The sequence below is a fragment of the Sphaerisporangium sp. NPDC049002 genome (assembly GCF_040649355.1).
In the GTDB taxonomy this organism is placed as follows: domain Bacteria; phylum Actinomycetota; class Actinomycetes; order Streptosporangiales; family Streptosporangiaceae; genus Sphaerisporangium.
Map to the genome: position 1 here is coordinate 57,633 of NZ_JBEZFH010000006.1, position 22,895 is coordinate 80,527.

Below are 22,895 nucleotides of genomic sequence, written 5' to 3' on the forward strand. Positions count from 1 at the left end.
GGCCTTACGCGCTCGGGACATCCGTGAACGGAGAAGGTGAACCCCAGGCCCGCGAGCGGGTACGGGCCGTACGCGCTCGGGACGTCCGTGAACGGCGAACGGCGACCGGGAGACCCCGATCGCCGCTGGACCTGCCGTGGCCGCTTCAGGACTGCGCGCGCGCGAGCAGCCCCTTCAGCTTGATGACGGAGGGATTGGTGAGCGCGGTGCCGTCTTCGAGTACGACGGTGGGGACCACCTGGTTCCCGCCGTTGACGCTCATGACGAACTCCGCCGCGGCGGGGTTGGCCTCGATGTCGATCTCCTGGTAGGAGATGCCTTCCCGCGTCAGCTGGCTCTTCAGCCGTTTGCACGGACCGCACCAACTGGTGGTGTAGACCTTGAGCGCCATAGCGTGATTTATCCCTTCACGTCCTCCGATTGGCCACTAGCTGGCAACACCGTGAGGATCGCTCGTGTTCCCGGCGCTCTAGAAGACGGATCTGCGGGCGCTGACCTTGTGAAGACCGGGCAGGTGGATCGCGGCCCTCTGCTCGGCCAGGGTCTTCCGCTCGGACGACGTGTCCCGCTCGGCCGACGTGTCCCGCTGAACCGCGGTCTTGCGCGGCACCGTGGTCTTCCGCTGGATCGCGGTGTTCCGTTGCGCGGAGGCGTTCCGCTGCGTCGCGGTCTTCCGCTGCGCCGAGGTCTGCTGCTGGGCGTCCGTCCTCGGCGGCGCGGGCGGTGCCAGCTTGCCCGCGACCCACTCGGCGATGCCCGTGGCGACACCGGGCTCGCGGTAGAGCGGCGCGCTGTGGTTGATGCCCGGCACGACCCGGATGTTCATCGCCACACCCACCTGGTTGAGCTGCTCCTTCAGCAACTCGCTCTGGTAGGCGGGGACGAACTCGTCCTTGGAGTGCACGGTCAGTACGGGCGCGTCGTGCGCGCTCGCGTGCCAGGGCACCTCCATGCTGGACCAGACCTTCGCGCACGCGCCGGTCGGACGGCAGTGGCCCGCGAGCGCGATGGCGGCCTGACGGAGCTTGCGCTGCTCGAAGTCGGCCCCCTCGTCACCGTCGGAGTACGCGGTGAGCGGGGAGACCACGGGGGAGACCCCGACGACGCCGCGCAACCCCGGGATGCCGTCCTTGTACGTGCCGACGGCCGTCGCGAGGTGGCCCCCCGCGGAGAACCCGATGACGACATAGCGGTCGGGGTCGAAGGAGAACAGGTCGGCGTGCCTGCGGGCGGTGGCGATGGCCGACAGCGTGTCGGTGCGCTGCGCCGGCCACGGCGCTTCCTGCGAGAGCCGGTAGTTGATGTTGAAGACCGTGTAGCCCATCGAGGCGTACATGCGGGTGACCTCGGTCATGTACTTCTTGTCGCCGCCGCTCCACCAGCCACCGTGGATGACGAACACACCCGGCCTGCGCCCCGCGTCCGGCTGCCACCACACGTCCATGCGCTGGTGCGCCGACTGCCGCCCGTAGGAGTAGGTGCGGACCACCGTCGAGGCCAGCACGTCCTCCGAGGGAGTGGCGCTGGGGGTGGGTGTAGGTGTGGGGGTGGGGGTGGGGGACGGAGCGGTCATCGCACCGGCCGGCGACGCCACGGCGGGTGCCAGGGCCACGGCGGCGGCCAGAGCGAGCGATCCCACCGTTACCGCGCTTCTCACTGGGCTCTTTCCTTCCCCGTAATCATGACACCCCATTGTGGTGCAAAATGCCTCGGTTGTGCACGCGCGAGCGCCCCGGTGGCGGACACCCAGGTGCCTTGATGATGCCCGTACAGCACTGGGTTGTGTACATGAGAAGCCACGCGCGTGGTTCGCTGCTGGAAGGATGATGCCAGCACCCCTGTCCGCATCGCACGTTAGGAGGCCCAGTTGGAGCGCGAAGACGCCCTCGCCGGGCTCGACCCGGAGCAGCGCGAGGTGGCCGAGGCGGTGCGGGGGCCGGTCTGCGTGCTCGCCGGCGCGGGCACGGGCAAGACCCGGGCGATAACCCACCGCATCGCCCACGCCGTCCGCACGGGCGTGGTCGACGCGCAGGGCGTTCTGGCCGTGACCTTCACCACGCGTGCCGCCGGCGAGCTCAAGCACCGCCTGCGCGACCTCGGCACCCACGGTGTCCAGACGCGCACCTTCCACGCCGCCGCGCTGCGCCAGCTCACCTACTTCTGGCCCCGGGTGATCGGCGGCGATCCGCCGAAAGTGGTCGAGTCCAAGCTGCCGCTCCTGATCGACGCCTGCCGCGAGCTGCGGCGCAACCCCGACCGGGGCGAGCTCCGCGACGTGGCGAGCGAGATCGAGTGGGCCAAGGTCACCCAGGTCGGGCCGGAGGACTACCCCGGGCTCGCCGCGAAGTCCGGCCGCACGCCCCCGATCCCCCCCGAGGAGGTCGCGCGCCTGTACGAGGCGTACGAGACGCTGAGGCGCCGGCGTCACCTGGTCGACTTCGAGACCATCCTTGAGCTCACCGCCGCGGTGATGACCGAGCACGAGGAGGTCGCCTCCCAGATCCGCCGGCAATATCGCTACTTCGTGGTCGACGAGTACCAGGACGTCAACCCGCTGCAGAAGCTCCTGCTCGACACCTGGCTCGGCGGGCGTGACGACATCTGCGTCGTCGGCGACCCGAACCAGACCATCTACTCCTTCAGCGGCGCGACGCCGCGCTACCTCACCAACTTCGCCGTCGAGCACCCGTCCTCCACGGTCATCAAGCTGGTGCGCGACTACCGCTCGACTCCGCAGGTCGTCGGCCTGGCCAACAGCGTGCTCGCGAAGTCGCGCACCCCCCACCGGCTGGAGCTCGTCGCGCAGCGGCCCGACGGCCCGAGGCCGGTCTTCGCCGAGTGCGACGACGAGCCCGCAGAGGCCGAGACCGTCGCGAGGCGCGTCAAGGAGCTGATCTCCCAGGGCGTGCCCACGCGCGAGATCGCGGTGCTGTTCCGCGTCAACGCCCAGACCGAGGTGTACGAGCAGGCGTTCGCCCAAGCGGGCATTCCTTATCTCCTGCGCGGCGCCGAGAGGTTCTTCGAGCGGCCCGAGGTACGGCAGGCCGTCGTGCTGCTGAGGGGGGCCGCTCGCTCGGCCAACGACCAGGAGCCGCTCGCGCAGGCCGTCCACGGCATCCTCGCCGGCATCGGCCTCACCGCCGAGGCGCCGGGGGGCGGCACCGCGCGCGAGCGCTGGGAGTCGCTGAACGCCCTGGCGGAGCTGGCCGAGGACCTCGCGGCCGAGGGCGGCGACCTGCCGCGCTTCGTCGCCGAGCTGGAGCGCCGCGCCACCGAGCAGCACGCCCCGCCGATCGAGGGCGTGACGCTCGCCTCCCTGCACGCCGCCAAGGGTCTTGAGTGGGACGCGGTGTTCCTGGTCGGCCTCACCGACGGCATGCTCCCGATCATCTACGCCGAGACCCCTGAGCAGGTCGAGGAGGAGCGGCGCCTGCTCTACGTCGGCGTCACCCGCGCGCGCGCCCACCTCCACCTGTCATGGGCGCTCGCCCGCTCGCCGGGGGGGCGCAAGGCCCGGCGCGCGTCGCGCTTCCTGGACGGGCTCACCGGCGTCACCGCCGGCGCCGCAGGCCGTACGGGCGCTCAGGCGAGCGCCAGGCGTTCCGGGCAGTCCCGCGTCGCGACCCCGATCCAGTGCCGGGTCTGCGGCAAGACCCTGACCGTCGGCGCCGAGCAGAAGCTCGGCCGCTGCTCCTCCTGTCCCGCCGACTATGACGAGGAACTGCTCGAACGGCTTAAGCTCTGGCGTACGAACGCGGCGAAAGAGGCGAAGGTGCCCGCATACGTCGTGTTCACTGACGTTACGCTCCAGGCGATGGCCGAGCGGGTCCCCACATCCGAGGAAGGCCTGCTCTCGATCGCCGGTATCGGCCGCGTCAAGCTGGAGCGGTACGGCGAGGCCGTGCTGGAGATCTGCCGCGGAGGGGAAGTGACGTGAACGAGGCGCTCAAGGAGGTCCTCGACCTGCTCGACCTGGAGCAGATCGAGCTCGACATCTTCCGGGGGCGGAGCCCGGAGGAGCGCATCCAGAGGGTCTTCGGCGGGCAGGTGGCGGCGCAGGCACTGGTGGCGGCGGGGCGCACGGTGCCCTCCGACCGCCCGGTCCACTCGCTGCACGCGTACTTCATCAGACCCGGCGACCCGGCGATCCCCATCGTCTACAACGTCGAGCGCGTCCGCGACGGCCGGTCCTTCACGACCCGCCGGGTGGTCGCGATCCAGCACGGCAAGACCATCTTCGCGCTGTCCGCGTCCTTCCACGTCTTCGAGGAGGGCGTCAGCCACCAGGCGGCGAGTATGCCGGTCGTGCCCGAACCCGAGACCCTGCCGATCTTCCAGGACCGTATGCGCGATCTGGTGGGAGACACGGAGCCCTGGAGCGAGTGGCTGGCCAAGCCGCGCCCGGTGGACGCGCGCTACGTCACGCCGCTCACCTGGGAGGCGCACCGCGACCCCTCGCTGCGCGGCTCCGAGACGCAGGTGTGGTTCCGCTACGACGCCGACCTGCCGGACGACCCGCTCCTGCACGTCGTGCTCGCGGCCTACGCCTCCGACTACACGCTGGTCGACACCGTGCTGCTGTCGCACGGGCTGGCCTGGGGCGCCTCGAACGTCATCGGCGCCTCCCTCGACCACGCCATGTGGTTCCACCGTCCGCTCAAGGTCGACGACTGGGTCCTGTACGCGCAGGAGTCGCCGTGGTCGGGCAACGCGCGCGGCCTCGCCCAGGGGCAGATGTTCACTCCCACCGGAGAGCTTGCGGTCTCGGTCGTGCAGGAGTGCATGATTCGTGTCGCGAATCCGTGAAATCGCAGGTAGAAAATGTGTTGCCGGGCTGCGCGGTCCGCGTTTAGAGTCATGCACAAGCCGGTCGGACGATCCCCGTCCGACCCCGCACTCGATTGGGAGGTGACCACCGTGAAGACGATTCTGATCTCGAAGTTCGCCACGCCGTGGCTCGCTTCCCTGCGGAGCAGCAGCACTGTCGTTCCCGCCGCAGCCGAGCGGAGCATGAGCGCTCCGATCACGCCCACGACCCTCGGCCTCACGGCTGATGGCCCGGCGAAACTTCGGCAGGAGAAGACTGCCCGCGTCCAGGCTGCCCTGGGCTCGGCCGCCTTCGCCTACGGCGACACCGCCATGGTCACCGCGCACCCGATCGCTTTCGAGCGACAGGCCGGCGACCCGCAGACCACGAGCACCGCCAATGGTGGGGTGCAGGGTCCGCCACCCTGGAGGCAACCGGTCACAACCTGACCGGTTGATAAAGCCTCCAGGCCGCGGATCCGTACCAGGATCCGCGGCCTTCTTGTTGTCCGGCCGCCATGATCCGACCACCCAAGAGGTAAAAGACCAGATCAACAGCAGACAGAAAGGTGACGCAGATGGCGGTTTGGACGACCATGGACCTGGTCGACGAAGCCGATATCCCGTGTCGTACCGACCCCGACCTGTGGTTCGCCGAGTCCCCCGACGACGTCGAGTTCGCCAAGGCACTCTGTGGTGGGTGCCCGATCCAGAAGGCCTGCCTGGCCCGCGCGCTGGAGCGCGAGGAGCCGTGGGGCGTCTGGGGCGGGGAGCTCGTTCTCAGGGGAACCGTCGTTCCCAAGAAGAGGCCGCGTGGGCGTCCTCGCAAGACCCCGGTCGCAGCCTGAAACACCTCGTAACCCTTCTTAGCAAGCCCAAAGACTTCGAAAGGACCACTCCGATGGCCACTCTTCCTTCTTGGACCAGCGAGATGCCTTATATGCACAAAGAACTGGTTCACGACCGAATACAAACCCTTCACCGCGAGGCTGAGGAGCAACGGCTCGTCAACAAGATCGTCCGCGTGCAGAGGGCCCGCAAGCAGGCCGAACGCGCTTCCGTACGCTTGCGGCAGGCGCTCGCGCGCATGGTCTGACGCGATGACGACACGCCCGTGATCATGGCGCCGCATGCTCGTGGAACCGCCGTGACCACCGCGTGGAGATGACAATCGAAGGGGCGGATCCGGCAACCCGGATTCGCCCCTTCGCCGTGCGCTCTCCCCGATTCACCGTGCGTTCACGAAAATCCCGGCCCCCGGATCAGCGCGAGAATTCCACGCCTTCGGCCAGGCCGAAAGCGACCACGCCTTCCGGCACGGGCAAAGAACCCGAGTCCTCCGGTCAGGGCGAGGGTGGTCGCGTCTTCCGGTCAGGGCAAGGTACCCGCGTCCTCCGGTGAGGGCGCGAGCGACCTTGACCCGTCTTCCGGTACGGGCGGGCTCAGGAGGCGGCGAGGGCGGTGGGCATGCCCTCGGGGTCGTCGTCGGAGAAGCCGGGGACCCATCGGACGACCTCGTCGCGGAAGCGCGCCGTGGCGCCGAGCTGGCACAGCACACCGATGCCCGCGGCGTGGACCCGGTTGATCAGCACGTACGAGGGCGGCAGGTTGAGCTGGCGCACGACGTTCGTCGGGCGAAGATCGGTCACGGTCGCGACCTGCCGCTGGAGCCACTCCCGGCTGAAGGTGAACTCCTCCACCTGGGTCGGCTCGACGTACGGCGCGAGGAAGGCCCGCAGCGCCTCGGTGTCGACCTCGATGTGGGGACGGATGAACCCCTCGTCGCGAAGGCCCTGGACGACGGTGCTCATGTCGCCCTTGTTGAAGATGCGCGTGAGCGTGCCGAAGACCTCGGGGTAGCCGTCGGGCATGCGGTTCACCGCGCCGAAGTCGAGCACCCCGAGGCGGCCGTCGGGCAGGATGCGGAAGTTGCCGGGGTGAGGGTCGGCGTGCAGCATGCCGGCGCGGGCGGGGGAGCTGAACAGGAAACGCACGAACAGCAGCCCGGCGCGGTCGCGCTGCTCCTTGGTGCCGTCGGAGATGATTCTGGAGAGCGGTGTGCCGTCCATCCACTCGGTGACCAGGATCTGCTCGTTGGCGGCGATGACGTCCGGCACGCGGAAGTCGGGGTCGTCGTGGAACGCCATGGCGAAGCCGTGCTGGGCCTCGGCCTCCCGGAGGTAGTCGAGCTCCTCGGAGATGCGCTCTCGCAGCTCGCCCACCACGGCCTTGATGTCGAGCCCCGGCAACAGCACGCCGAAGAGCTTCCCGAGCCGTGCGAGCTGGTTGAAGTCGGCCAGCAGCGCCTTGCCCGCGCCGGGGTACTGGATCTTGACGGCGACCTCCCGGCCGTCGTGCCAGACGGCCTTGTGTACCTGGCCGATCGAGGCGGCGGCGGTGGGGGTGTCCTCGAACTCCAGAAAGTTCTCCCGCCAGTCGTCGCCGAGCTGCTCGGTGAGGACCGCGTGCACCGTGGACGCCGGCAGCGGCGGCGCCGCGTCCTGCAGCTTGGTCAGCGTCGCCCGGTAGGGCCCGGCGATCTCGGGCGGGAGCGCCGCCTCGAAGATCGACAGAGCCTGGCCGAGCTTCATCGCGCCGCCCTTGAGCTCGCCCAGGACCCGGAAGATCTGCTCGGAGGTGCGCTGCTGGATCTCCTGGGCGACGATCTCGGCGGACTTCCCACCGATCCGTTTGCCCAGCCCGAGAGCGGTGCGGCCGGCGAACCCCAAAGGGAGCGTCGCCAGCTTGGCGGAACGCGTCACGGCATGTTGGGGGAAGTCACTCACGCGACCATTGTTAGCGGACCGAACTGGTTTCGACTACAACGACATTGCGGATGAGTGCTCCACGAGCGTTTTTTCCAACGCCAATCAGGCATTACGTCAACTGTGCTATTGGTCACAATCGGCTCCAGGCCGTCGACAGAACCCAGCACATGACCGGCCGCCTGCGCCGCGACCAGCGTTGACAGCACCGTGTCGCAGGCGATCTCGCCCGCAGGGAAACCGCCGAGCCGGGCGCCGACGACCGGCCATGAGGGGTCGCGGTCGCGCCGGGTCAGGTCGAGGCACCTCAGGCATGGGGTGCGCCCGGGGAGCACCAGGGGGCCCACCGAGCCGACCCCCTCACCCGCCGTCACGAGCAGATGGGGGATGCCGAGGGTCACGAGCTCCCGGGCCACCACACCGTCGAGCGGCCCCACGGGAGCCAGGACCACCAGGTCGGGACGGCGGGCGCCATCGGTGAGGTGGGAGGCCACGCGGCCCGTCCAGGCGTTGACGCCCGGCGCCACGCGGCGCGCGACCGCCACGGCGCCGTCTTCTCTGGAGAGCCCGACCTCCGCGAAGGAGAGCCCGCCCGGGACGACGTCCTCGTGGCGGGCCGGGCCCGGGTCGACCACGCACAGGTGGCCGATGCCCGCGGCGGCGAGGAGGGCGACCATCTGGGCGCCGACCCGGCCCGCGCCGTACACCCGGAGGTAGGCCGCGCGGCGGGTCTCCAGCGCGGCCAGCCCGCCGTCGCCCGCGTCGGCGGGTGACAGGGACAGGGCGGCGAGGTCGGGCCCGAGCCGGTCGCGCTCGGAGGCGGACAACCCGCGCAGCGGCTCGGGCCGCACCGACGCGTCGTCGAGCAGCCCGCGCTCGGTCAGCAGGCGCATGACCTGGTGGACGGTGCCCTCGTCGAGATCGCCATGGGCGATGAGCTCGTCGAGCGTGCGCGTGCCGTCGAGGCTTTCTACGAACCTGCGCATGCGGGGTTCGAGATCGGTCAGCACCACGGCCCGGAGGGGATGGACGCCGAGCTGGAGGGTGCGGTCGTCACGGTCGAGGCGGCGCAGCGCGGGCTTCAGCCGGGGCCGGACGGGCTGCCGGGCGGGCCGGCGTGCGGGAGGCAGTGAAGTGGTCACGGTCGCGCAGCCTGGCACACCTCCACCCCGGGCCGAGGCCGGTTGTGCCCACCTGTGGATAACTTCGGAGGACGACGCGGCGAGCCGGGGGGAACTCGGGAGACGACGACGTGACCCGGATGACCTCCGCGAGGCGACGACGTGAACCGGATGACCTCCGCGAGACGATGATCGGAGCCGGATCGTCCTTTGAGCAGGTGACGGGAGCCGGCCGCCTCCGTCCTGCGGTCACGGATCCGGATGGGTGCGGGAGGCGGCGACAGGGGTGATGCGCCCTGGGCGAACAAGAATGGACCGGTCCCGTCTCGCAGGCCCCGTGCTCACCATCTCGTGGGGCAGGTGTGAGTCAAGTGGTTGTTGAACATTACGCGAACGCGGATTGACCAGGGAAAACGTGATTCACCCCCTGTGGAATCCCACAAGTCTCGGCTACCGTGCATATGTGCCCCCCGAGACAGTCGAGGTCCGCCGGAGTGCACGCCGACGGCGGACCGTATCCGCATACCGCGATGGCGACAAGACCATCGTGCTCCTGCCTGCCGGTTTGAGCAGTGTGGATGAGGAACAATGGGTGCGCCGCATGCTCGATCGGCTGGCGGCCAAGGAGCAGCGCAGGCGCCCGAGCGACGACGACCTGCTCGGGCGGGCCAAAGAGCTGGCCACCCGCTATCTCGACGACCAGGCGTGGCCGACCAGCGTGCGATGGGTGGACAACCAGCGGCACCGCTGGGGTTCGTGTACCCCTGACCACGGCAGCATCCGCCTCTCGACGCGCCTGCGGGGCATGCCCTCCTGGGTGGTCGACTATGTGATCATGCATGAGCTGGTGCACCTGCTGGTGCCGAGTCACGGTCCCCGCTTCTGGGCGCTGGTGGAGCGCTATCCCAAGGCCGAGCGCGCGCGTGGCTTCCTGGAGGGCTACTCCATGGCCGCCAATGGTTCTGTGGAGGAGTGTTGAGGCTCGCGGCCGTCCTGGTCACGCCCGAGATGGGCAAGGGGGCGCCGCCCGGGATCGACCCCGGCGACTTCCTGCTCGCCCTGGCTGAGGACACCTACGAGATCGTCGCCGGGCTCGACCTGGTGGAGCCGGTGATCCTCGCCGCCGGTGTGGACGGGCTGGACGACCTCGCCTGGCCGGGCACCCGCGTGTTCCCGCTCTCCGATCAGGCAGGTCCCGCCGAGGCGTTCGCCGCCCTCCGGCCGTACGGCGAGGAGGCGGTGGTGATCAGCGGTGACGCGCCCGACCTGCCCCCGCTGCTGATCGGCAAGCTCTTCCGCGAGCTGGGCCGCGCGCCCATCGCGGTCTGCCCGGCCGCCGACGGCGGCGCGGTGGCGATGGCCGCCAGGCTGCCGTACCCCGCGTGGGCCTCGGCCGGCATGGACGATCACGACGTGGTCGCACGGCTCCGCGGCCAGGCGCCCGGAAGCCGCATGGTCGCCACCGGCCCCGGCTGGCACCGCCTGCGCGGCCCCGGCGACATCGCCCGGCTGGACCCCGGCCTCGAAGGCTGGGAGAACACCCGGGCACTGCTCAGCGTGTAGCCGCCGTCAGTGCCCGGCGACCGGCAGCGACAGCCGGGTCAGCACGGCCCGGTGGTCGGTGCCCGGAATGTCGTACACCTGGTACCCCAGCACAGAGATGCGCTGGTCGGCGAGCACATGGTCGATCGTGATCATCGGGGGCACCCGCTTGTTGGCCGGCCAGGTCGGGGTCAGGCCGTTGCCGGTCGTGTCGCCCGCGTCGTGGTAACCCCGGGCGATCAGACGCCGCAGCTCGGCATGGTCGAGGCTCGCGTTGAAGTCGCCGGCCAGGATGCGGAACGGTCCAGATGCCGGTCCCGGCGGCAGCGCCCGCAGCCCCTCGGCCCACTGCGTGGCCTGACGGCCCAGCGGGGGAAGTGTGTGCACGTCGACGACCTCGACCTGCGTTCCCCCGGGCAGGCTCAGCCGGACCGCGGGCATGTTGTGGCCGATCACCTGGAACAGCCCGTCGAGACGGGTGACCGGATGGCTGGAGTAGACGCCGCTTCCCGCCGCGCTCCACTCGTCCTGCAGGACGCGGTAGGGCATCAGCTCCTTCAGCCCCGCCGCGTCGAGATCGGCCACGGCCGCCGGAGTGAGCTCCTGGGTGTTGAGGATGTCGGGCCGGTGCCGGCGGACCAGGTCGACCACGGTCTCCGCGTCACCGCGTCCGAAGAAGAGGTTCGTCGTGAGCACCGTGAACGGCCGGCCTGAAGCGGCCTGGGCGTCCCCGAAGGCGCGGGGGAGCACGCTGAACCCCAGCGCCACGGACGTGGCGACGGAGACGGCGGTCACGGCCTTCTTCTTGGACAGGACCGAGAGCAGCACCGGCAGCAGTGAGCCCGCCGCGGCGTACGGCGTGGCCGTCATGATCTGCTCGGAGAACGACCCGCGCTCGAAGCCGCCCACCCGGGTGACGGCCCAGGCGGCGAACGGCGTCACCGCGAGCCAGGCCAGTGTGCCCGGCACGCGCAGTCGGAGCCGTCGGCGGCCAGGGGTCACTATCACGCCGCCCACCTGTGTCTCGGCCGTGGCTTTCACCCATCTCAAGGTTCGGCTCGGTGTTCCGATCACGACCCTATCGAGCGGATGTAGGAACCGCGTGAAGAAGCCGGGACGACAGGGGGCGTGTCAAGGGGAGGAGCGATACCCGGGCTCAGACCCGTCAGGACAGCACGAGCGCCCTCGCCCGGCGGGCGAGCCTGCGTGTCGCCTCATCCGTCGGCTCGGGGATGTCGTCGACCGGGACCCACCGCAGCTCCAGCGACTCGTCGCTGATCACGTACTCGGCTCCCGGCGGCGCCACCGCGCCGTACTCGATGTCGAGGTGCCAGGAGTGCGGCGGATGGCACCACACCCGATGGCGGTCGAGCGCGAGCGGCCCCGGCAGCAGCCGGAGCCCGGGGATGCCGGACTCCTCGGTCGCCTCGCGCAGCGCGGCGGCTTCGAGCGACGCGTCGGACACCTCGCAGTGCCCGCCCATGGGCAGCCACATCTGGGCCTTCGAATGCAGGGTCAGCAGCACCTTGGCGCCGTCGTGGGACAGCACCGCCGTGGTGGCCGTGAGGTGGCCCGCCGCGCACGAACGCCACATGGCGTCGTCGTGGGCGTGCAGGTGATCCACGAACTCCTTGCGGAGCAGTTCCTCGGCGGGGGTCGGCGCCGTCCACAGGCTCAGCGCGGCTCGTGCCTCGTCGCGCAGCGTCATTCGCCGCCGGGCTCCTTCGTGCCCGGTTCCCCGGGGCCGGGCGGGGTGCCGGTGTCGCCGGGCTTCTCCGGAGATCCGCCCTCACGTCCTCCCTGGTCCTCGAACGAGGAGAGGTCGAACCTCGCCTCGCCCCGGACGAAGGCCTGGGGGTCGTCGAGGTCACCGGCGGTCGGCATGAGGTCGGGGTGGGACCACACCGCGTCGCGCCCGTCGACGCCGCGGTCGGCGGCGAGGGCCTGCCACAGCGCGGCGGCCTCCCGCAGGCGACGCGGACGGAGCTCCAGCCCCACGAGCGTGGCGAAGGTGCGCTCCGCCGGCCCTCCGGTCGCGCGGCGCCGCCGCACGGTCTCGGACAGAGCGGCCGAGGAGGGCAGCTTGCCCTCCGCCGCGGAGTCCACCACCGTGCCGACCCAGCCCTCGACCAGGGCGAGGATGGTCTCCAGCCGTACGAGCGCGATCTTCTGGCGCTCGGTCTCCTCGGGCTTGAGCAGCGCCCCGCCGCTCAGAGCCTCCTGGATCTGCTCGGGGTTGTTGATGTCGAGCCCGCGGATCTGCTCCTCCAGGGCGGAGGTGTCCACGGTGATGCCCTTGGCGTACTCCTCGACGGCGCCGAAGAGCTGGGTGCGCAGCCACGGGACGTGCTGGAAGAGGCGGTGGTGCGCGGCCTCCCGCAGCGCCAGGTACAGGCGGATCTCCTCGGCGGGGATCTCCAGGCCGTGGCTGAACGCGGCGATGCCGCCGGGCAGCAGCGCCGCGGTCTCCGACAGCGGCAGCCCGATGTCGGAGGAGCCGATCACCTCGGGGGCCAGCGTGCCGAGGGCCTGGCCGATCTGGGTGCCGACCATCATGCCGCCCATCTGGCGCATCATGCCCATCAGCGGCCCGAGTTGCGCGGCCATCGCCTGGGCCTCGCCGCCGAGACCCGCGCCGCCCAGGACGCCGCCCATGGTCTCGACCATGCGCTCGGCGATCGGGTCGCAGAGGCGCTTCCAGACCGGGACGGTCTTCTCGATCCACTCCGAACGGCTCCACGCCTCCGGATTGGTCAGGCCGCTCGGCAGATCGGTGACCTCGTTCAGCCAGAGGTCGGCGAGGCGGAGCGCGTCGACGATCTGGCGGCGCTCGCCTTCCATGACGCTCGGATCGCCTTCGGCGACCACGGCGTGGCGCGCGATGTTCTTGGCCATATCCCAATTGACGGGCCCAGAGCCCGCTGGGGCCGAGAGCATGTCGGCGAACTGGCGCATGGCCGCGGCCATCTGCTCCGGGTCGCCGAACATCGCGAACGGATTCTCGTTGGGGTCGTTTTCGCGACCTGGCAGGTCAGTCACCGCTCTACCTCGTGCAGGATGGAGGAGTCCACATCCGCCACGTTATCCGTCGTAGGGCGGATCAGTGCAAAGTGAGGACCTCGTGCCTACCTCGAAACGCCTCCGGCCACCGGTCGTCGCCGTCACCGGCGCGGCCACAGGGCTGGGCAGGGAGTTCCTCTCCCGGGTCGCCTCGTCTGCGGATTTCCGCCGCGTGGTGGCGATAGACGACCAGCGAGGCGACGTCCCGAACGTCACCTGGCGGGTTCTCGACGTCCGAGATCCGCTCTTGGCGAACCGGATCTCCGACGTCGACGTCCTGGTCCATCTCGCCTCCGACTACCGGCTCGACGCGGACCCGGCCGAGCGCCGCGCCTACAACCTCAGGGCGGCGCAGACCGTGCTCACGGCCTCGGCCGCCGCGCGGGTGCGGCGGGTGGTCCTGGTGACGAGCGCGATGGTCTACGGGGCGGTGCCGGACAACCCGGTTCCGCTGCCCGAGGACGCGCCGGTGGCCGCCGAGCCCGACTCCGGCGTGGTCGGCGACCACCTGGAGATCGAGGCCCTGGTGCGGCGCTGCCTTCGCAGTCATCCCGGCCTGGAGGTGACCGTGCTGCGGCCGGCCGCCGTTGTGGGGCCGGGCATGGACACGGTGGTCACGCGCCACTTCGAGGCTCCGCGCCTGCTCACCGTCAAGGGCTCGGCTCCGCACTGGCAGTTCTGCCACGTGGACGACCTGGTGTCGGCCCTTGAGCTGGCGGCGCTCGGCCTGGTCTCCGGGGTCGTCACCGTCGGCAGCGACGGATGGCTGGAAATGGAGCAGGTCGAGGAGCTGTCCGGCCTGCGGCGCTTCGAGCTGCCCGCCGGGCTGACCTTCGGCACCGCGCAGCGGCTGCACCGCCTCGGCATCACGCCGGCCCCCGCCACCGACCTGCACTATGTCGTCTACCCCTGGGTGGTCGACTGCGCCTCCCTGCGTGCCGCCGGGTGGAAGCCCGCCTGGACGAACGAGGCCGCGCTCCAGCAGCTTCTGGATCTCCGCGAGGGCAAGCACGCGGTCGTCGGCCGCCGCCTTTCCGGCAAGGAGGCCACGCTCACCGCCGCCGGCGCCACCGTCGCCGTGATCGGCACCGCCGCGATCGTCCGCAGAGCACGCCGCAAGCGGCGGATCTAGGCGGAACCAGGCGGAACCAGGCGGATCTAGAGGGATCGCAGCGGATCTAGGAGGAGTTCTGGGGTCCCCCGCCGGACCTGCGGGTGTACGGGTCCGGCAGCGGATCCGGGCACCCCTATGGGCATGGAGATCTCCGGCCACGTCCGGGCCGCGGAGTACCCTCATGGCGTGGACGTCATCCGATTGCTGGGCATTCGCGACACCCCGCTCTCCGTGGACGAGGTCCTCGGTGCCGTCGGCGACCATGCGGCGGGCGGTACGACCATCTTCGTCGGCACCGTGCGAAGCCAGGACCACGGCAAGCCCGTCACCCTGCTCTCGTACTCCGCGCACCCGAGCGCGGAGGCCGAGCTGCGCCGCGTCGCCGAGAAGGTCGCCGCCGACTTCCCCCTGACCGCGCTCGCGGCCGTCCACCGGGTCGGCGATCTGGAGCTGGGCGACACGGCGGTGATCGTCGCCGTGGCGGCCGCCCATCGGGGCGAGGCGTTCGAGGCCTCCCGGCGCCTGATCGACGACCTCAAGCGGGAAGTGCCCATCTGGAAGCACCAGGTCTTCGCCGACGGCTCCGCCGAATGGGTCGGCGCCTGCGGCTGACCAGGGGGTTCACCGAACCTGAGGCTGTGATTGACCTGGATGTCCGCCCTGTGTGTGTCCGCGTAACCGTCGTCCCGGCGAGCGCATAGAGTTGCCCCCATGTCCCGACGACGTCTGACGTTGATGGTTGCGGGCGTGCTCACGCTCGTGCTCGGCGGCGCCGGCGCGCTGCTGCCCGTGCCGTACGTCGCCCTGAGCCCCGGTCCGACGGAGAACACTCTGGGCGACGTCAAGGGCAAGCCGGTCATCAGCATCTCGGGGCACCAGACCTATCCCACCTCAGGCAAGCTGAGCCTGGTCACCGTGGCATACCAGGGCGGGCCCGAGGCCCACATCGACCTGCTCACCGCGCTGCGCGGCTGGATGGACCCCACCGTCGCCGTCGTGCCCGAAGAGACGATCTTCCCCAAGGCCGTGTCGGTGAAAGAGGTCGAGGAGCAGAACACCCAGGAGATGAGCAGCTCCCAGCAGGACGCGACCGCCGCGGCGCTGAACGAGCTGAAGATCCCCATCAAGGTCATCGTGGCCGTGGCCTCCACGCAGAAGGGCAAGCCCGCCGACGGCAAGCTGCTGCGCAACGACGAGATCACCGCCGTCGACGGCGCGCCGGTCCGCACGGTGGACGAGGTCGCGGCCGGCGTGCGCAAGCACAAGGCCGGCGAGCAGGTCGAGTTCAGCGTCGTGCGCGACGGCAAGCCCATGACCCTCAAGATCGGCACGGTGGCGGGCGCCAACGGCTCCATCGTCGGCATGATCATGGGCACCCAGTTCAAGTTCCCGTTCACCGTGAACGTCAACGTCGGTGACGTCGGCGGCCCGAGCGCCGGCCTGATGTTCTCCCTGGGCATCTACGACAAGCTCACCCCCGGCCCGCTCACGGGCGGCTCGTCGATCGCCGGCACCGGCACGATCACTCCCGACGGCAAGGTCGGCCCGATCGGCGGCATCCAGCAGAAGATGGTCGGCGCGCGCGACGCGGGGGCCACGATCTTCCTGACCCCCGCCGACAACTGCGACGACGCCGTCCAGGCGGTCCCGAAGGGCCTTCGTCTCGTGAAGGTGAGCACGATGCACGAGGCCGTCAAGGCGATCGACGCGCTGCGCACGGGGTCCGGGCAAGTGGCGAGTTGTCCGGCCAGGTGACCTCACCCGGCCGGTCGGGCCCGCGTGAACCTTCGGGGTTTCGCGGCCCGTCCCGCGTGCCCGGCCCGCCGGCGGGGAACCCGCCGGGTGCCCGGGGCGTTGGGCCACCTGTACGCGCACGTCCTATCCGGTGGCGTCGCGCGTGCTCCGAGCCGTGCCCGACCTCACGCGGCGCGTGGGCCGGCCGGGCGCGGGAAGGCCGCAAGTTGTGGCCCGACCGTGCCCGTGGCTTGGAAGGTGACCGCTTCACTACCGGTGTAGGTTGCCAGACACGGACCGTTACTCGTGAAATCTAGGGGTGGGCCTTGACCTTCCGGAACCCCGGCGCGGGTCGGGCGATGCGTATGCCCCGCCGGCCGCGGCTTCTCGTTCCCGTCGCGATCACTCTGGTCGCGATCGTCATCTTGTTCTTCGTGTTCGCCGGTATCTTCACCGACTGGCTGTGGTTCGACTCGGTCGGCTACACCTCGGTCTTCTCGACCATGCTCGTCACCCAGCTGCTGCTGTTCGTGTTCGGCGCGCTGCTGATGGGCGGCGTGGTCGGCGGCAACATGATCATCGCCTACCGCGCCCGTCCCCTGTTCGGGATCGGCATGTTCGGCGGCGCCTCCCAGGGGGCCGACCGCTACCGCGCGGCGATCGACCCGCACCGGAAGATGGTCTTTCTGGTCGGGCTGGCGGTGCTGGGCCTGTTCACCGGCTCCTCCACCGCGGGCCAGTGGAAGACCTGGCTGCTCTTCATCAACGGGTCGTCCTTCGGCAAGTCCGATCCGATGTTCCACATGGACATCTCGTTCTTCATGTTCACCTTCCCGTTCATCCGGATGGTGCTGAACTTCCTGTTCACCGCGGTGATCATCTCGATCGTCGCGGCGGCGATCGTCCACTACCTGTACGGGGGCTTCCGGCTGCAGTCGCCGGGCCTGCACGCCACGCGTGCCGCCCGGGTCCACCTGTCGGTGCTGGTGGGCCTGTTCGTGCTGCTCAAGGCCGTCGCGTACTTCACCGACCGTTATGGCCTGGTCTTCTCCGACCGGGGCAAGGTCTTCGGCGCCTCCTACACAGACGTCCACGCCGTGCTGCCCGCCAAGAGCATCCTGGCGATCATCGCGCTGATCTGTGCCGCGCTCTTCTTCGCCGGCATCGTACGGTCCGGCGGCATGCTCCCCGGAGTCGGCTTCGGGCTCCTCGTGCTCTCGGCCGTCCTGGTCGGCACCGTCTACCCGGCGCTGGTCGAGCAGTTCCAGGTCAAGCCGAACCAGCAGAGCAAAGAGCAGGACTACATCCAGCGCAACATCACGGCGACCAGAGACGCCTACGGGGTCTCGTCCACCGAGGTCACCCCTTACAGCGCCAAGACGCAGGGCACTCAGCAGGAGCTCCAGAGCGAGGTCTCGACGATCCCCGGCGTGCGCCTGCTCGACCCGAGCGTGCTCTCCCCGACCTTCGAGCAGCTCCAGCAGATCAAGGGTTACTACCAGTTCCCCGACCAGCTCGACGTCGACCGCTACAAGATCGACGGAGTGTCGCGCGACACGGTGGTGGCGGTCCGTGAAGTCGGCAAGGCTCCGGACAGCAACTGGATCAACGACCATCTGGTCTACACCCACGGCTTCGGGTTCGTCGCCGGCCCGGGAAGCAAGACCGACCCCCAGGGCAAGCCCGACTTCATCGTGAAGGACATCCCGCCCACCAAGGGGCTGGGCGACTTCGAGCCGCGCATCTACTTCGGTGAGAACTCCCCCGAGTACTCCATCGTCGGCGGCGGCGCCAAGCCCATCGAGCTCGACTTCCCCGAGCAGAGCAACAACGGGCAGGGCAGCGGCCAGGAGAACTTCACCTACACCGGCAAGGGCGGCGTTCCCATCGGGAACTTCCTCACCCGCCTGCTGTACGCGAGCAAGTACGGCGAGACCAACCTGCTGCTGTCGTCCGACATCAACAGCAAGTCGCGCATCCTGTACAACCGCGACCCGCGCGACCGGATCCAGCAGGTCGCCCCGTTCCTGACGCTCGACGGCGACCCCTACCCCGCGATCGTGGGCGGGCGCATCCTGTGGATCGTCGACGGCTACACGATGTCCGAGGACTACCCCTACTCCGAGCGTCGCAGCTTCGGTGACATGACCAGGGACACCTCGACCGAGAGGCTCCTGACCGCCCCGCAGCCGCGCGACCACATCAACTACATCCGCAACTCGGTCAAGGCGACGGTGGACGCCTATGACGGCACCGTCTCGCTGTACGCCTGGGACGAGAAGGACCCGCTGCTCCAGACCTGGGAGAAGGCCTTCGGCGGCGTCATCCAGCCGAAGTCCAAGATCTCGACCGAGCTCATGGAGCACCTGCGCTACCCCGAAGACCTGTTCAAGGTGCAGCGCGACATCCTCGGCAACTACCACGTCACCGACTCGAACGCGTTCTACGGCGGCCAGGACTTCTGGAAGGTGCCCGAGGACCCGGCGAGCTCGAAGACCAAGCAGCCCCCGTACTACGTGACGCTCAGGATGCCGAACGAGGCGGAGCCGCGCTTCTCGCTCACCACGACCATGGTGCCGAACAACCGGGACAACCTGGCGGCCTTCATGGCGGTGGACGCCACCGGCGACTCGGCCACGAAGATCAAGATCCTTCAGCTACCGAGCGACACGACCATCCCCGGTCCCAAACAGGCGCAGAACACCTTCGACACGAAGGCCGCCAGCGTCCTGAACGACCTGCGGATCGGCGGCACGACGGAGACCTTGAACGGCAACCTGCTGACCCTGCCGTTCGGCGGCGGCCTGCTGTACGTCGAGCCGGTCTACGTCCAGCCGAAGGTGCAGAACTCCGCGCGCTATCCCACCCTGGCGCGGGTGCTGGTCATGTTCGGGTCCGACGTGGGCATCGGAACCACGCTCGCGGACGCGCTGAACCAGGTGTTCGGCCAGGGCCAGCAACTGCCGTCCACCCCGACGACGCCGCTGACGCCGAGCCAGCCGAACACCTCCACCGTGACGCCCGATCTCACCAAGGCCTTCGACAGCGCCCAGAAGGCGTACGAGGACGGGCAGAAGGCGATCAAGAACGGTGACTTCGCGGCGTACGGCGAGGCGCAGAAGCGGCTCGCCCAGGCGCTGAAGGACCTGGAGTCGGCGCTGGGCAAGCAGAAGCCCAGCCCGTCGGCCACGCCCTCGGCGACGCCCACCAGGGCGCCGGCGGCGGCCGCCACCGCGACGCCCACGGCGAGCCCCACTCCAACGCCGACGCCCAGCTCGTAGGCGTGTTCCGGGGCGGGTACGGCCGGCGACGGCCGCGCCCGCCCCGGAACGGCGAGGACCATACGATTTGCCAGTGCCCCAAAGGGCCGATAGTCTTTAAATGCAAGCCGACGCGGGGTGGAGCAGCTCGGTAGCTCGCTGGGCTCATAACCCAGAGGTCGTAGGTTCAAATCCTACCCCCGCTACCAATGAGGGCCCGGGATCCAATGGATCCCGGGCCCTCACGCATGTCCGGGTCGGATTGTCTCCCGATGTCGCTCGGCTCTCCTCGGCGTTGTCCCGCCGCGATATCGTCGTACGGACGCAAATGCCTCGTTGAGAAAGGAATGGGTCCGCGTATCGCGCGAAAACAGGGCACGGGCACTACGGGGTGGCGAGGAGTCGCGCGTGCGCGCAACCTATGACGTGACCATTGCCGGTGGGGGGATCGTTGGTTGCGCCATCGCCCATCGGCTCAGCGCCGAAGGCCGCACAGTTGTGCTCGTCGATGGAGGTGCCAGGCTCGGCAGCGGGGCTTCCTCGGCGGCGATGGGCGGCATCATCACCGAGACCGACGAACTGTGCCTGGGCCCATTGCGCGAGCTCGTCAAACGCAGCCGAGATCTGTATCCCGTGTGGCTGGAAACCATTATCGGCCTGTCGGGAATACAGGTTCCATTGCTTTCCACCGGCGCTCTGCAAATCGCGCTGGACGACGAGGAGATGGCCAGGCTCCAGGAAAGCGTCCTGCCCCGCTGGCGCGCCATCGAAGCGAAGGTCGAGCCCCTGTCGAGGCACGAGGTGCTCCGGGTCGAGCCGCTCATCAGCCAGGAGGTCCGGGGCGGATTCCACCTGCCGACCGAGCTGGCTCTGGAGCCGCCGCGGCTGATGTCCGCGCTCTCGGCCGTCCTCTGGCGGGACCCGGCGGTCCGGATCGAGTCGCGCTCGTGGGTCGAGCGCGTGGACGTCCACGCGGGCGGCGTGGCCGTGACCCTCGGAGACGGCGCCCGCGTCGAGTCCGGCCACCTCGTCGTGGCCGGCGGCCACCTCAGCGGGTCCCTGGTCCCGGACCACGCGAACCTGCTGCTCCCGATCAAGGGGGAGGCGATGGAGGTGGTGGCTCCCGGCGCGCGTGGCTACCCCATGCGCCATCACGTCTACGCCTGCGTCGAGGGGCGCGACATCTACGTCGTCCCGAGGATCGACGGACGGCTCGCGGTCGGGGTCACCTACGAGCGGGGCCGATCGGACACGGCGCCCACGCCGGGGAACCTCGCGGTCATGCGGCGCGGGCTGGCCGTCCTCGCCCCGGAGGCCGCCACCTGGAGGCACGGCCGGCACTGGGCGGGCGTACGACCGGGGAGCCTGGACGGCATCCCGCTCATCGGTCACGTCGAGCCCCACGGCCGGGTGATCCTCGCCACGGGGCACGTCGGGCTCGGCATCACGCTCGCGCCCGTCAGCGCCGAGCTCGTCGGCGCGCTGCTCGACCGCGGCCGTACCGCCGACGCGGCCACGCGCGCGCTGCTCGGGCTGTGCGATCCGGCGAGGTTCAGTCCAGCGGTCGCGCCAGCGCCCACAGATGGGTGAACCTCTCCGACAGGGTCCTCACCTGCACGGGGTCGAGGACGAGCTGCGTGTTCTTGATCATGTAGATGCCCTCGCCCACGCTCGGCCCGAGGGTCGTCTCGTAGCTGACCACCCCGTCGAACACGATGAAGTCCGACAGCCAGCCGCGCAGGGTGGTCGGGATCGTCGACGGGTCGAGCACCCGCACCTCGATGTTCACCTCCGCCTGCCAGGTGTAGACGCGCCTGAACAGCTCCTCGTCGGGCCGGTCGGAACGATCTAGGACGAAGATACGCCGGACCCGGACGCCCTTGTCCGCGCGGTCACGCTGGTTCTCCAGGTATCGCATGCCGAGGTCGGTCGTCCAGAAGCCGCCCTCGATGTCCCAGGCTCCGGCGTCGACCATCGGGATGCTGATCGCGTCTATCGACGCGCTCGCGTGCTTCGACAGGCCGAGCAGCCAGTCGCGGTCCTCGCCCTCCTGGGTCACGATGCCCTCGCTGAGCTCGCGCAGGAAGTGGGTCATCCGGGCGATCTCCGACTGCGCCAGGTCCTGGATCAGCTTCGGCAGGTCGGTGCTCAGCGCGGTGGCGTTGCGCACGAACTGGGTGATCACATCGGTCTGCAGGGCGGACGTCTCGGCCAGGCCGAACAGCTCCGTCGCCTCGTTGATCCGGTTGAAGCCGCTGTCGACCAGCAGGTGCAGCGCGCTGTGATGCACGCGCTGGTCCCGCAGGACGGCCTGCAACTGCCTGTCGACGTCCACGAGGAACTGCACCACGAACACCGCTCCGCCGATGAAGACCGACAGGGTCACGCTGGACAGGACATCGGCCTCGGCCACGAGCACATTGGTCAGCACGAAAGACGACCCGCCGATCAGGAGGGTCACCAGGATCTTACGTACCGTCTGGGGGAGTAACTCGGCTCGAGATGGGGTCGCCATCTGCTTCTCGCCTGCTCTCTGCCATCACGCTTAGAAGAGATAAGGTGTTGACCGCGACCTGGTCGCGGATTCTTTCTACAGACGATTTCCATTGCCGGGAGAAACCCGGGTGCCTTTCCAGCTCCTCCCACAAAGGCTGGAAGGAGTCGTCCATACGGGCTCCCGGCATCCACAGGTGCAGCAGATGGTCGATCGCGGGCGACAGCTTCGCGGCGATCTGCGTGGGGGCCGCGGTCCCGATGAGAGCCCGTTCGATGAGCGTCTGCAGCGTTGTCAGAAGCCAGTCGTGAAGGGCCAGGTCCTCGCAGAAGGCGACGATCCGCGTATCCGGCTCCCCGGTGAGGCGCAGCGTGCGGAGCATGCCGTTCCAGAGGGTGAGCCGTACGGGCGGGAGGCCCTCCTCCTCTTCCGCCTTCCCCCGCTCCATCACCCATCGCAGCCGGGTGCGGGTCGTCTTGAACGGCGTCTTCCGGTCCAGCCGCGGAGAATCCTGGACGCGGTTCATCAGCCGCCCGCTTATCGCCCCGAAATCGAGTATGTCCAGCGCGAGTTCCGACGCCATGAAACCGTCGGCCATGTCACGCCAGCGTGGCCTGCCCTGCACCTCGACCTGCCCCGGGCGCGCCAGGTAGTGCGACCAGGGCATCCGGTAGTCGCGTTCCGCCCGCACGATGACGGCGTAGGACGAGCCCTGCAGGATCCGTCCTCCGGTGATGGCGGCGCGGTGGGTCACCGTACCGGTCGCCCTGATGCGCGCACCCGACAGGCTCGGGAGGCGGCAGTCGACCCCGGCGAGGACCTCGGGGGAGATCGCGTGGGGCAAGGGGCGCAGCGAGGTACGAACCTGCTCACCTGAGACGAGACAGAGAGCTTCCCGGCACTGGGCGTCGGAGAGCTCTCCCCGGTTGCGCAGGAGCCCGGTGTGCACTTCCCCCACTATCAACATGTGGCCTCCAGGCCGGTCCCTCGCAGGCGGCC

Annotated in this window: 21 protein-coding genes and 1 tRNA gene; 13 read left to right on the forward strand and 9 right to left on the reverse strand. The window is 69.6% G+C overall.

Annotated features, from left to right (window positions below; all coding sequences use genetic code 11):
- Positions 1-145 precede the first annotated feature (145 nt).
- Positions 146-391, reverse strand: coding sequence for a mycoredoxin (locus AB0B89_RS02740; RefSeq protein ID WP_358547078.1), 246 nt, complete (start codon positions 389-391; stop codon positions 146-148).
- Positions 392-469: 78 nt separating this feature from the next.
- On the reverse strand, positions 470-1,657 hold the full coding sequence (locus AB0B89_RS02745) for an alpha/beta hydrolase fold domain-containing protein (RefSeq protein WP_358547081.1): 1,188 nt from the start codon (positions 1,655-1,657) through the stop codon (positions 470-472).
- A gap of 210 nt (positions 1,658-1,867) precedes the next feature.
- On the opposite strand from AB0B89_RS02745, the gene AB0B89_RS02750 reads away from it, so the two are divergent.
- From AB0B89_RS02750 to AB0B89_RS02770, 5 genes are all read left to right on the forward strand, one after another.
- Entirely contained in the window at positions 1,868-3,937 is a 2,070-nt protein-coding gene (locus AB0B89_RS02750; protein WP_358547084.1) for an ATP-dependent DNA helicase UvrD2, read from the forward strand.
- Positions 3,934-4,806: an acyl-CoA thioesterase II gene (locus AB0B89_RS02755; RefSeq protein WP_358547087.1), complete on the forward strand. Its 873-nt coding sequence runs from the start codon at positions 3,934-3,936 to the stop codon at positions 4,804-4,806. Before AB0B89_RS02750 ends, AB0B89_RS02755 begins: the two co-directional genes overlap by 4 nt.
- A gap of 111 nt (positions 4,807-4,917) precedes the next feature.
- Positions 4,918-5,256: a hypothetical protein gene (locus tag AB0B89_RS02760; protein ID WP_358547090.1), complete on the forward strand. Its 339-nt coding sequence runs from the start codon at positions 4,918-4,920 to the stop codon at positions 5,254-5,256.
- A gap of 128 nt (positions 5,257-5,384) precedes the next feature.
- On the forward strand, positions 5,385-5,654 hold the full coding sequence (locus AB0B89_RS02765; RefSeq protein WP_358547093.1) for a WhiB family transcriptional regulator: 270 nt from the start codon (positions 5,385-5,387) through the stop codon (positions 5,652-5,654).
- Positions 5,655-5,707: 53 nt separating this feature from the next.
- Positions 5,708-5,902 (forward strand): hypothetical protein, encoded by a 195-nt coding sequence (locus AB0B89_RS02770; protein WP_358547096.1) that lies wholly within the window; start codon positions 5,708-5,710, stop codon positions 5,900-5,902.
- Positions 5,903-6,248: 346 nt separating this feature from the next.
- On the opposite strand, the gene AB0B89_RS02775 is transcribed toward AB0B89_RS02770, so the two are convergent.
- Entirely contained in the window at positions 6,249-7,592 is a 1,344-nt protein-coding gene (locus AB0B89_RS02775; protein WP_358547098.1) for an AarF/UbiB family protein, read from the reverse strand.
- On the reverse strand, positions 7,589-8,713 hold the full coding sequence (locus tag AB0B89_RS02780) for a thiamine biosynthesis protein ThiF (protein ID WP_358547101.1): 1,125 nt from the start codon (positions 8,711-8,713) through the stop codon (positions 7,589-7,591). Before AB0B89_RS02780 ends, AB0B89_RS02775 begins: the two co-directional genes overlap by 4 nt.
- 442 nt (positions 8,714-9,155) lie before the next feature.
- Between AB0B89_RS02780 and AB0B89_RS02785 the strand changes: the two genes are divergently transcribed.
- Both AB0B89_RS02785 and AB0B89_RS02790 read left to right on the forward strand, forming a co-directional pair.
- Positions 9,156-9,671 (forward strand): M48 family metallopeptidase, encoded by a 516-nt coding sequence (locus AB0B89_RS02785; RefSeq protein WP_358547104.1) that lies wholly within the window; start codon positions 9,156-9,158, stop codon positions 9,669-9,671.
- A complete protein-coding gene (locus AB0B89_RS02790) occupies positions 9,665-10,255 on the forward strand; it encodes a DUF2064 domain-containing protein (protein WP_358547107.1) in 591 nt (196 codons plus the stop codon). The genes AB0B89_RS02785 and AB0B89_RS02790 overlap by 7 nt, the downstream gene beginning before the upstream one ends.
- Before the next feature lie 6 nt (positions 10,256-10,261).
- Here the strand turns inward: AB0B89_RS02790 and AB0B89_RS02795 are convergent, their stop codons facing one another.
- From AB0B89_RS02795 to AB0B89_RS02805, 3 genes are all read right to left on the reverse strand, one after another.
- Positions 10,262-11,242 (reverse strand): endonuclease/exonuclease/phosphatase family protein, encoded by a 981-nt coding sequence (locus AB0B89_RS02795; protein ID WP_358547110.1) that lies wholly within the window; start codon positions 11,240-11,242, stop codon positions 10,262-10,264.
- Between the two features lie 157 nt (positions 11,243-11,399).
- A complete protein-coding gene (locus AB0B89_RS02800) occupies positions 11,400-11,942 on the reverse strand; it encodes an NUDIX domain-containing protein (protein WP_358547113.1) in 543 nt (180 codons plus the stop codon).
- The gene (locus tag AB0B89_RS02805; protein ID WP_358547116.1) at positions 11,939-13,273 is read right to left on the reverse strand and encodes a zinc-dependent metalloprotease; all 1,335 of its coding nucleotides are present in this window, start codon (positions 13,271-13,273) and stop codon (positions 11,939-11,941) included. Before AB0B89_RS02805 ends, AB0B89_RS02800 begins: the two co-directional genes overlap by 4 nt.
- An 82-nt stretch (positions 13,274-13,355) precedes the next feature.
- Between AB0B89_RS02805 and AB0B89_RS02810 the strand changes: the two genes are divergently transcribed.
- The 6 genes from AB0B89_RS02810 to AB0B89_RS02835 all read left to right on the forward strand — a co-directional run bounded on the left by AB0B89_RS02810 (position 13,356) and on the right by AB0B89_RS02835 (position 20,992).
- Positions 13,356-14,426 (forward strand): NAD-dependent epimerase/dehydratase family protein, encoded by a 1,071-nt coding sequence (locus tag AB0B89_RS02810; RefSeq protein ID WP_358547119.1) that lies wholly within the window; start codon positions 13,356-13,358, stop codon positions 14,424-14,426.
- Positions 14,427-14,594: 168 nt separating this feature from the next.
- The gene (locus AB0B89_RS02815; RefSeq protein ID WP_358547122.1) at positions 14,595-15,020 is read left to right on the forward strand and encodes a molybdenum cofactor biosynthesis protein MoaE; all 426 of its coding nucleotides are present in this window, start codon (positions 14,595-14,597) and stop codon (positions 15,018-15,020) included.
- Positions 15,021-15,119: 99 nt separating this feature from the next.
- Positions 15,120-16,163, forward strand: coding sequence for a PDZ domain-containing protein (locus AB0B89_RS02820; RefSeq protein ID WP_358547125.1), 1,044 nt, complete (start codon positions 15,120-15,122; stop codon positions 16,161-16,163).
- 338 nt (positions 16,164-16,501) lie between these two features.
- Positions 16,502-19,423 carry a UPF0182 family protein gene (locus AB0B89_RS02825; protein WP_358547128.1) on the forward strand — a complete coding sequence of 974 codons (2,922 nt, stop codon included), beginning with the start codon at positions 16,502-16,504 and terminating at the stop codon, positions 19,421-19,423.
- A gap of 111 nt (positions 19,424-19,534) precedes the next feature.
- Positions 19,535-19,611 (forward strand) — tRNA-Met (locus AB0B89_RS02830).
- A 199-nt stretch (positions 19,612-19,810) separates the two neighbouring features.
- Positions 19,811-20,992, forward strand: a complete 1,182-nt coding sequence (locus AB0B89_RS02835) for an FAD-dependent oxidoreductase (protein ID WP_358547131.1) — start codon at positions 19,811-19,813, stop codon at positions 20,990-20,992.
- On the opposite strand, the gene AB0B89_RS02840 is transcribed toward AB0B89_RS02835, so the two are convergent.
- Both AB0B89_RS02840 and AB0B89_RS02845 read right to left on the reverse strand, forming a co-directional pair.
- Positions 20,955-21,863 (reverse strand): hypothetical protein, encoded by a 909-nt coding sequence (locus AB0B89_RS02840; RefSeq protein WP_358547133.1) that lies wholly within the window; start codon positions 21,861-21,863, stop codon positions 20,955-20,957. The genes AB0B89_RS02835 and AB0B89_RS02840 overlap by 38 nt on opposite strands.
- Before the next feature lie 7 nt (positions 21,864-21,870).
- Entirely contained in the window at positions 21,871-22,863 is a 993-nt protein-coding gene (locus AB0B89_RS02845) for an SCO2521 family protein (RefSeq protein WP_358547136.1), read from the reverse strand.
- Positions 22,864-22,895: the final 32 nt, after the last annotated feature.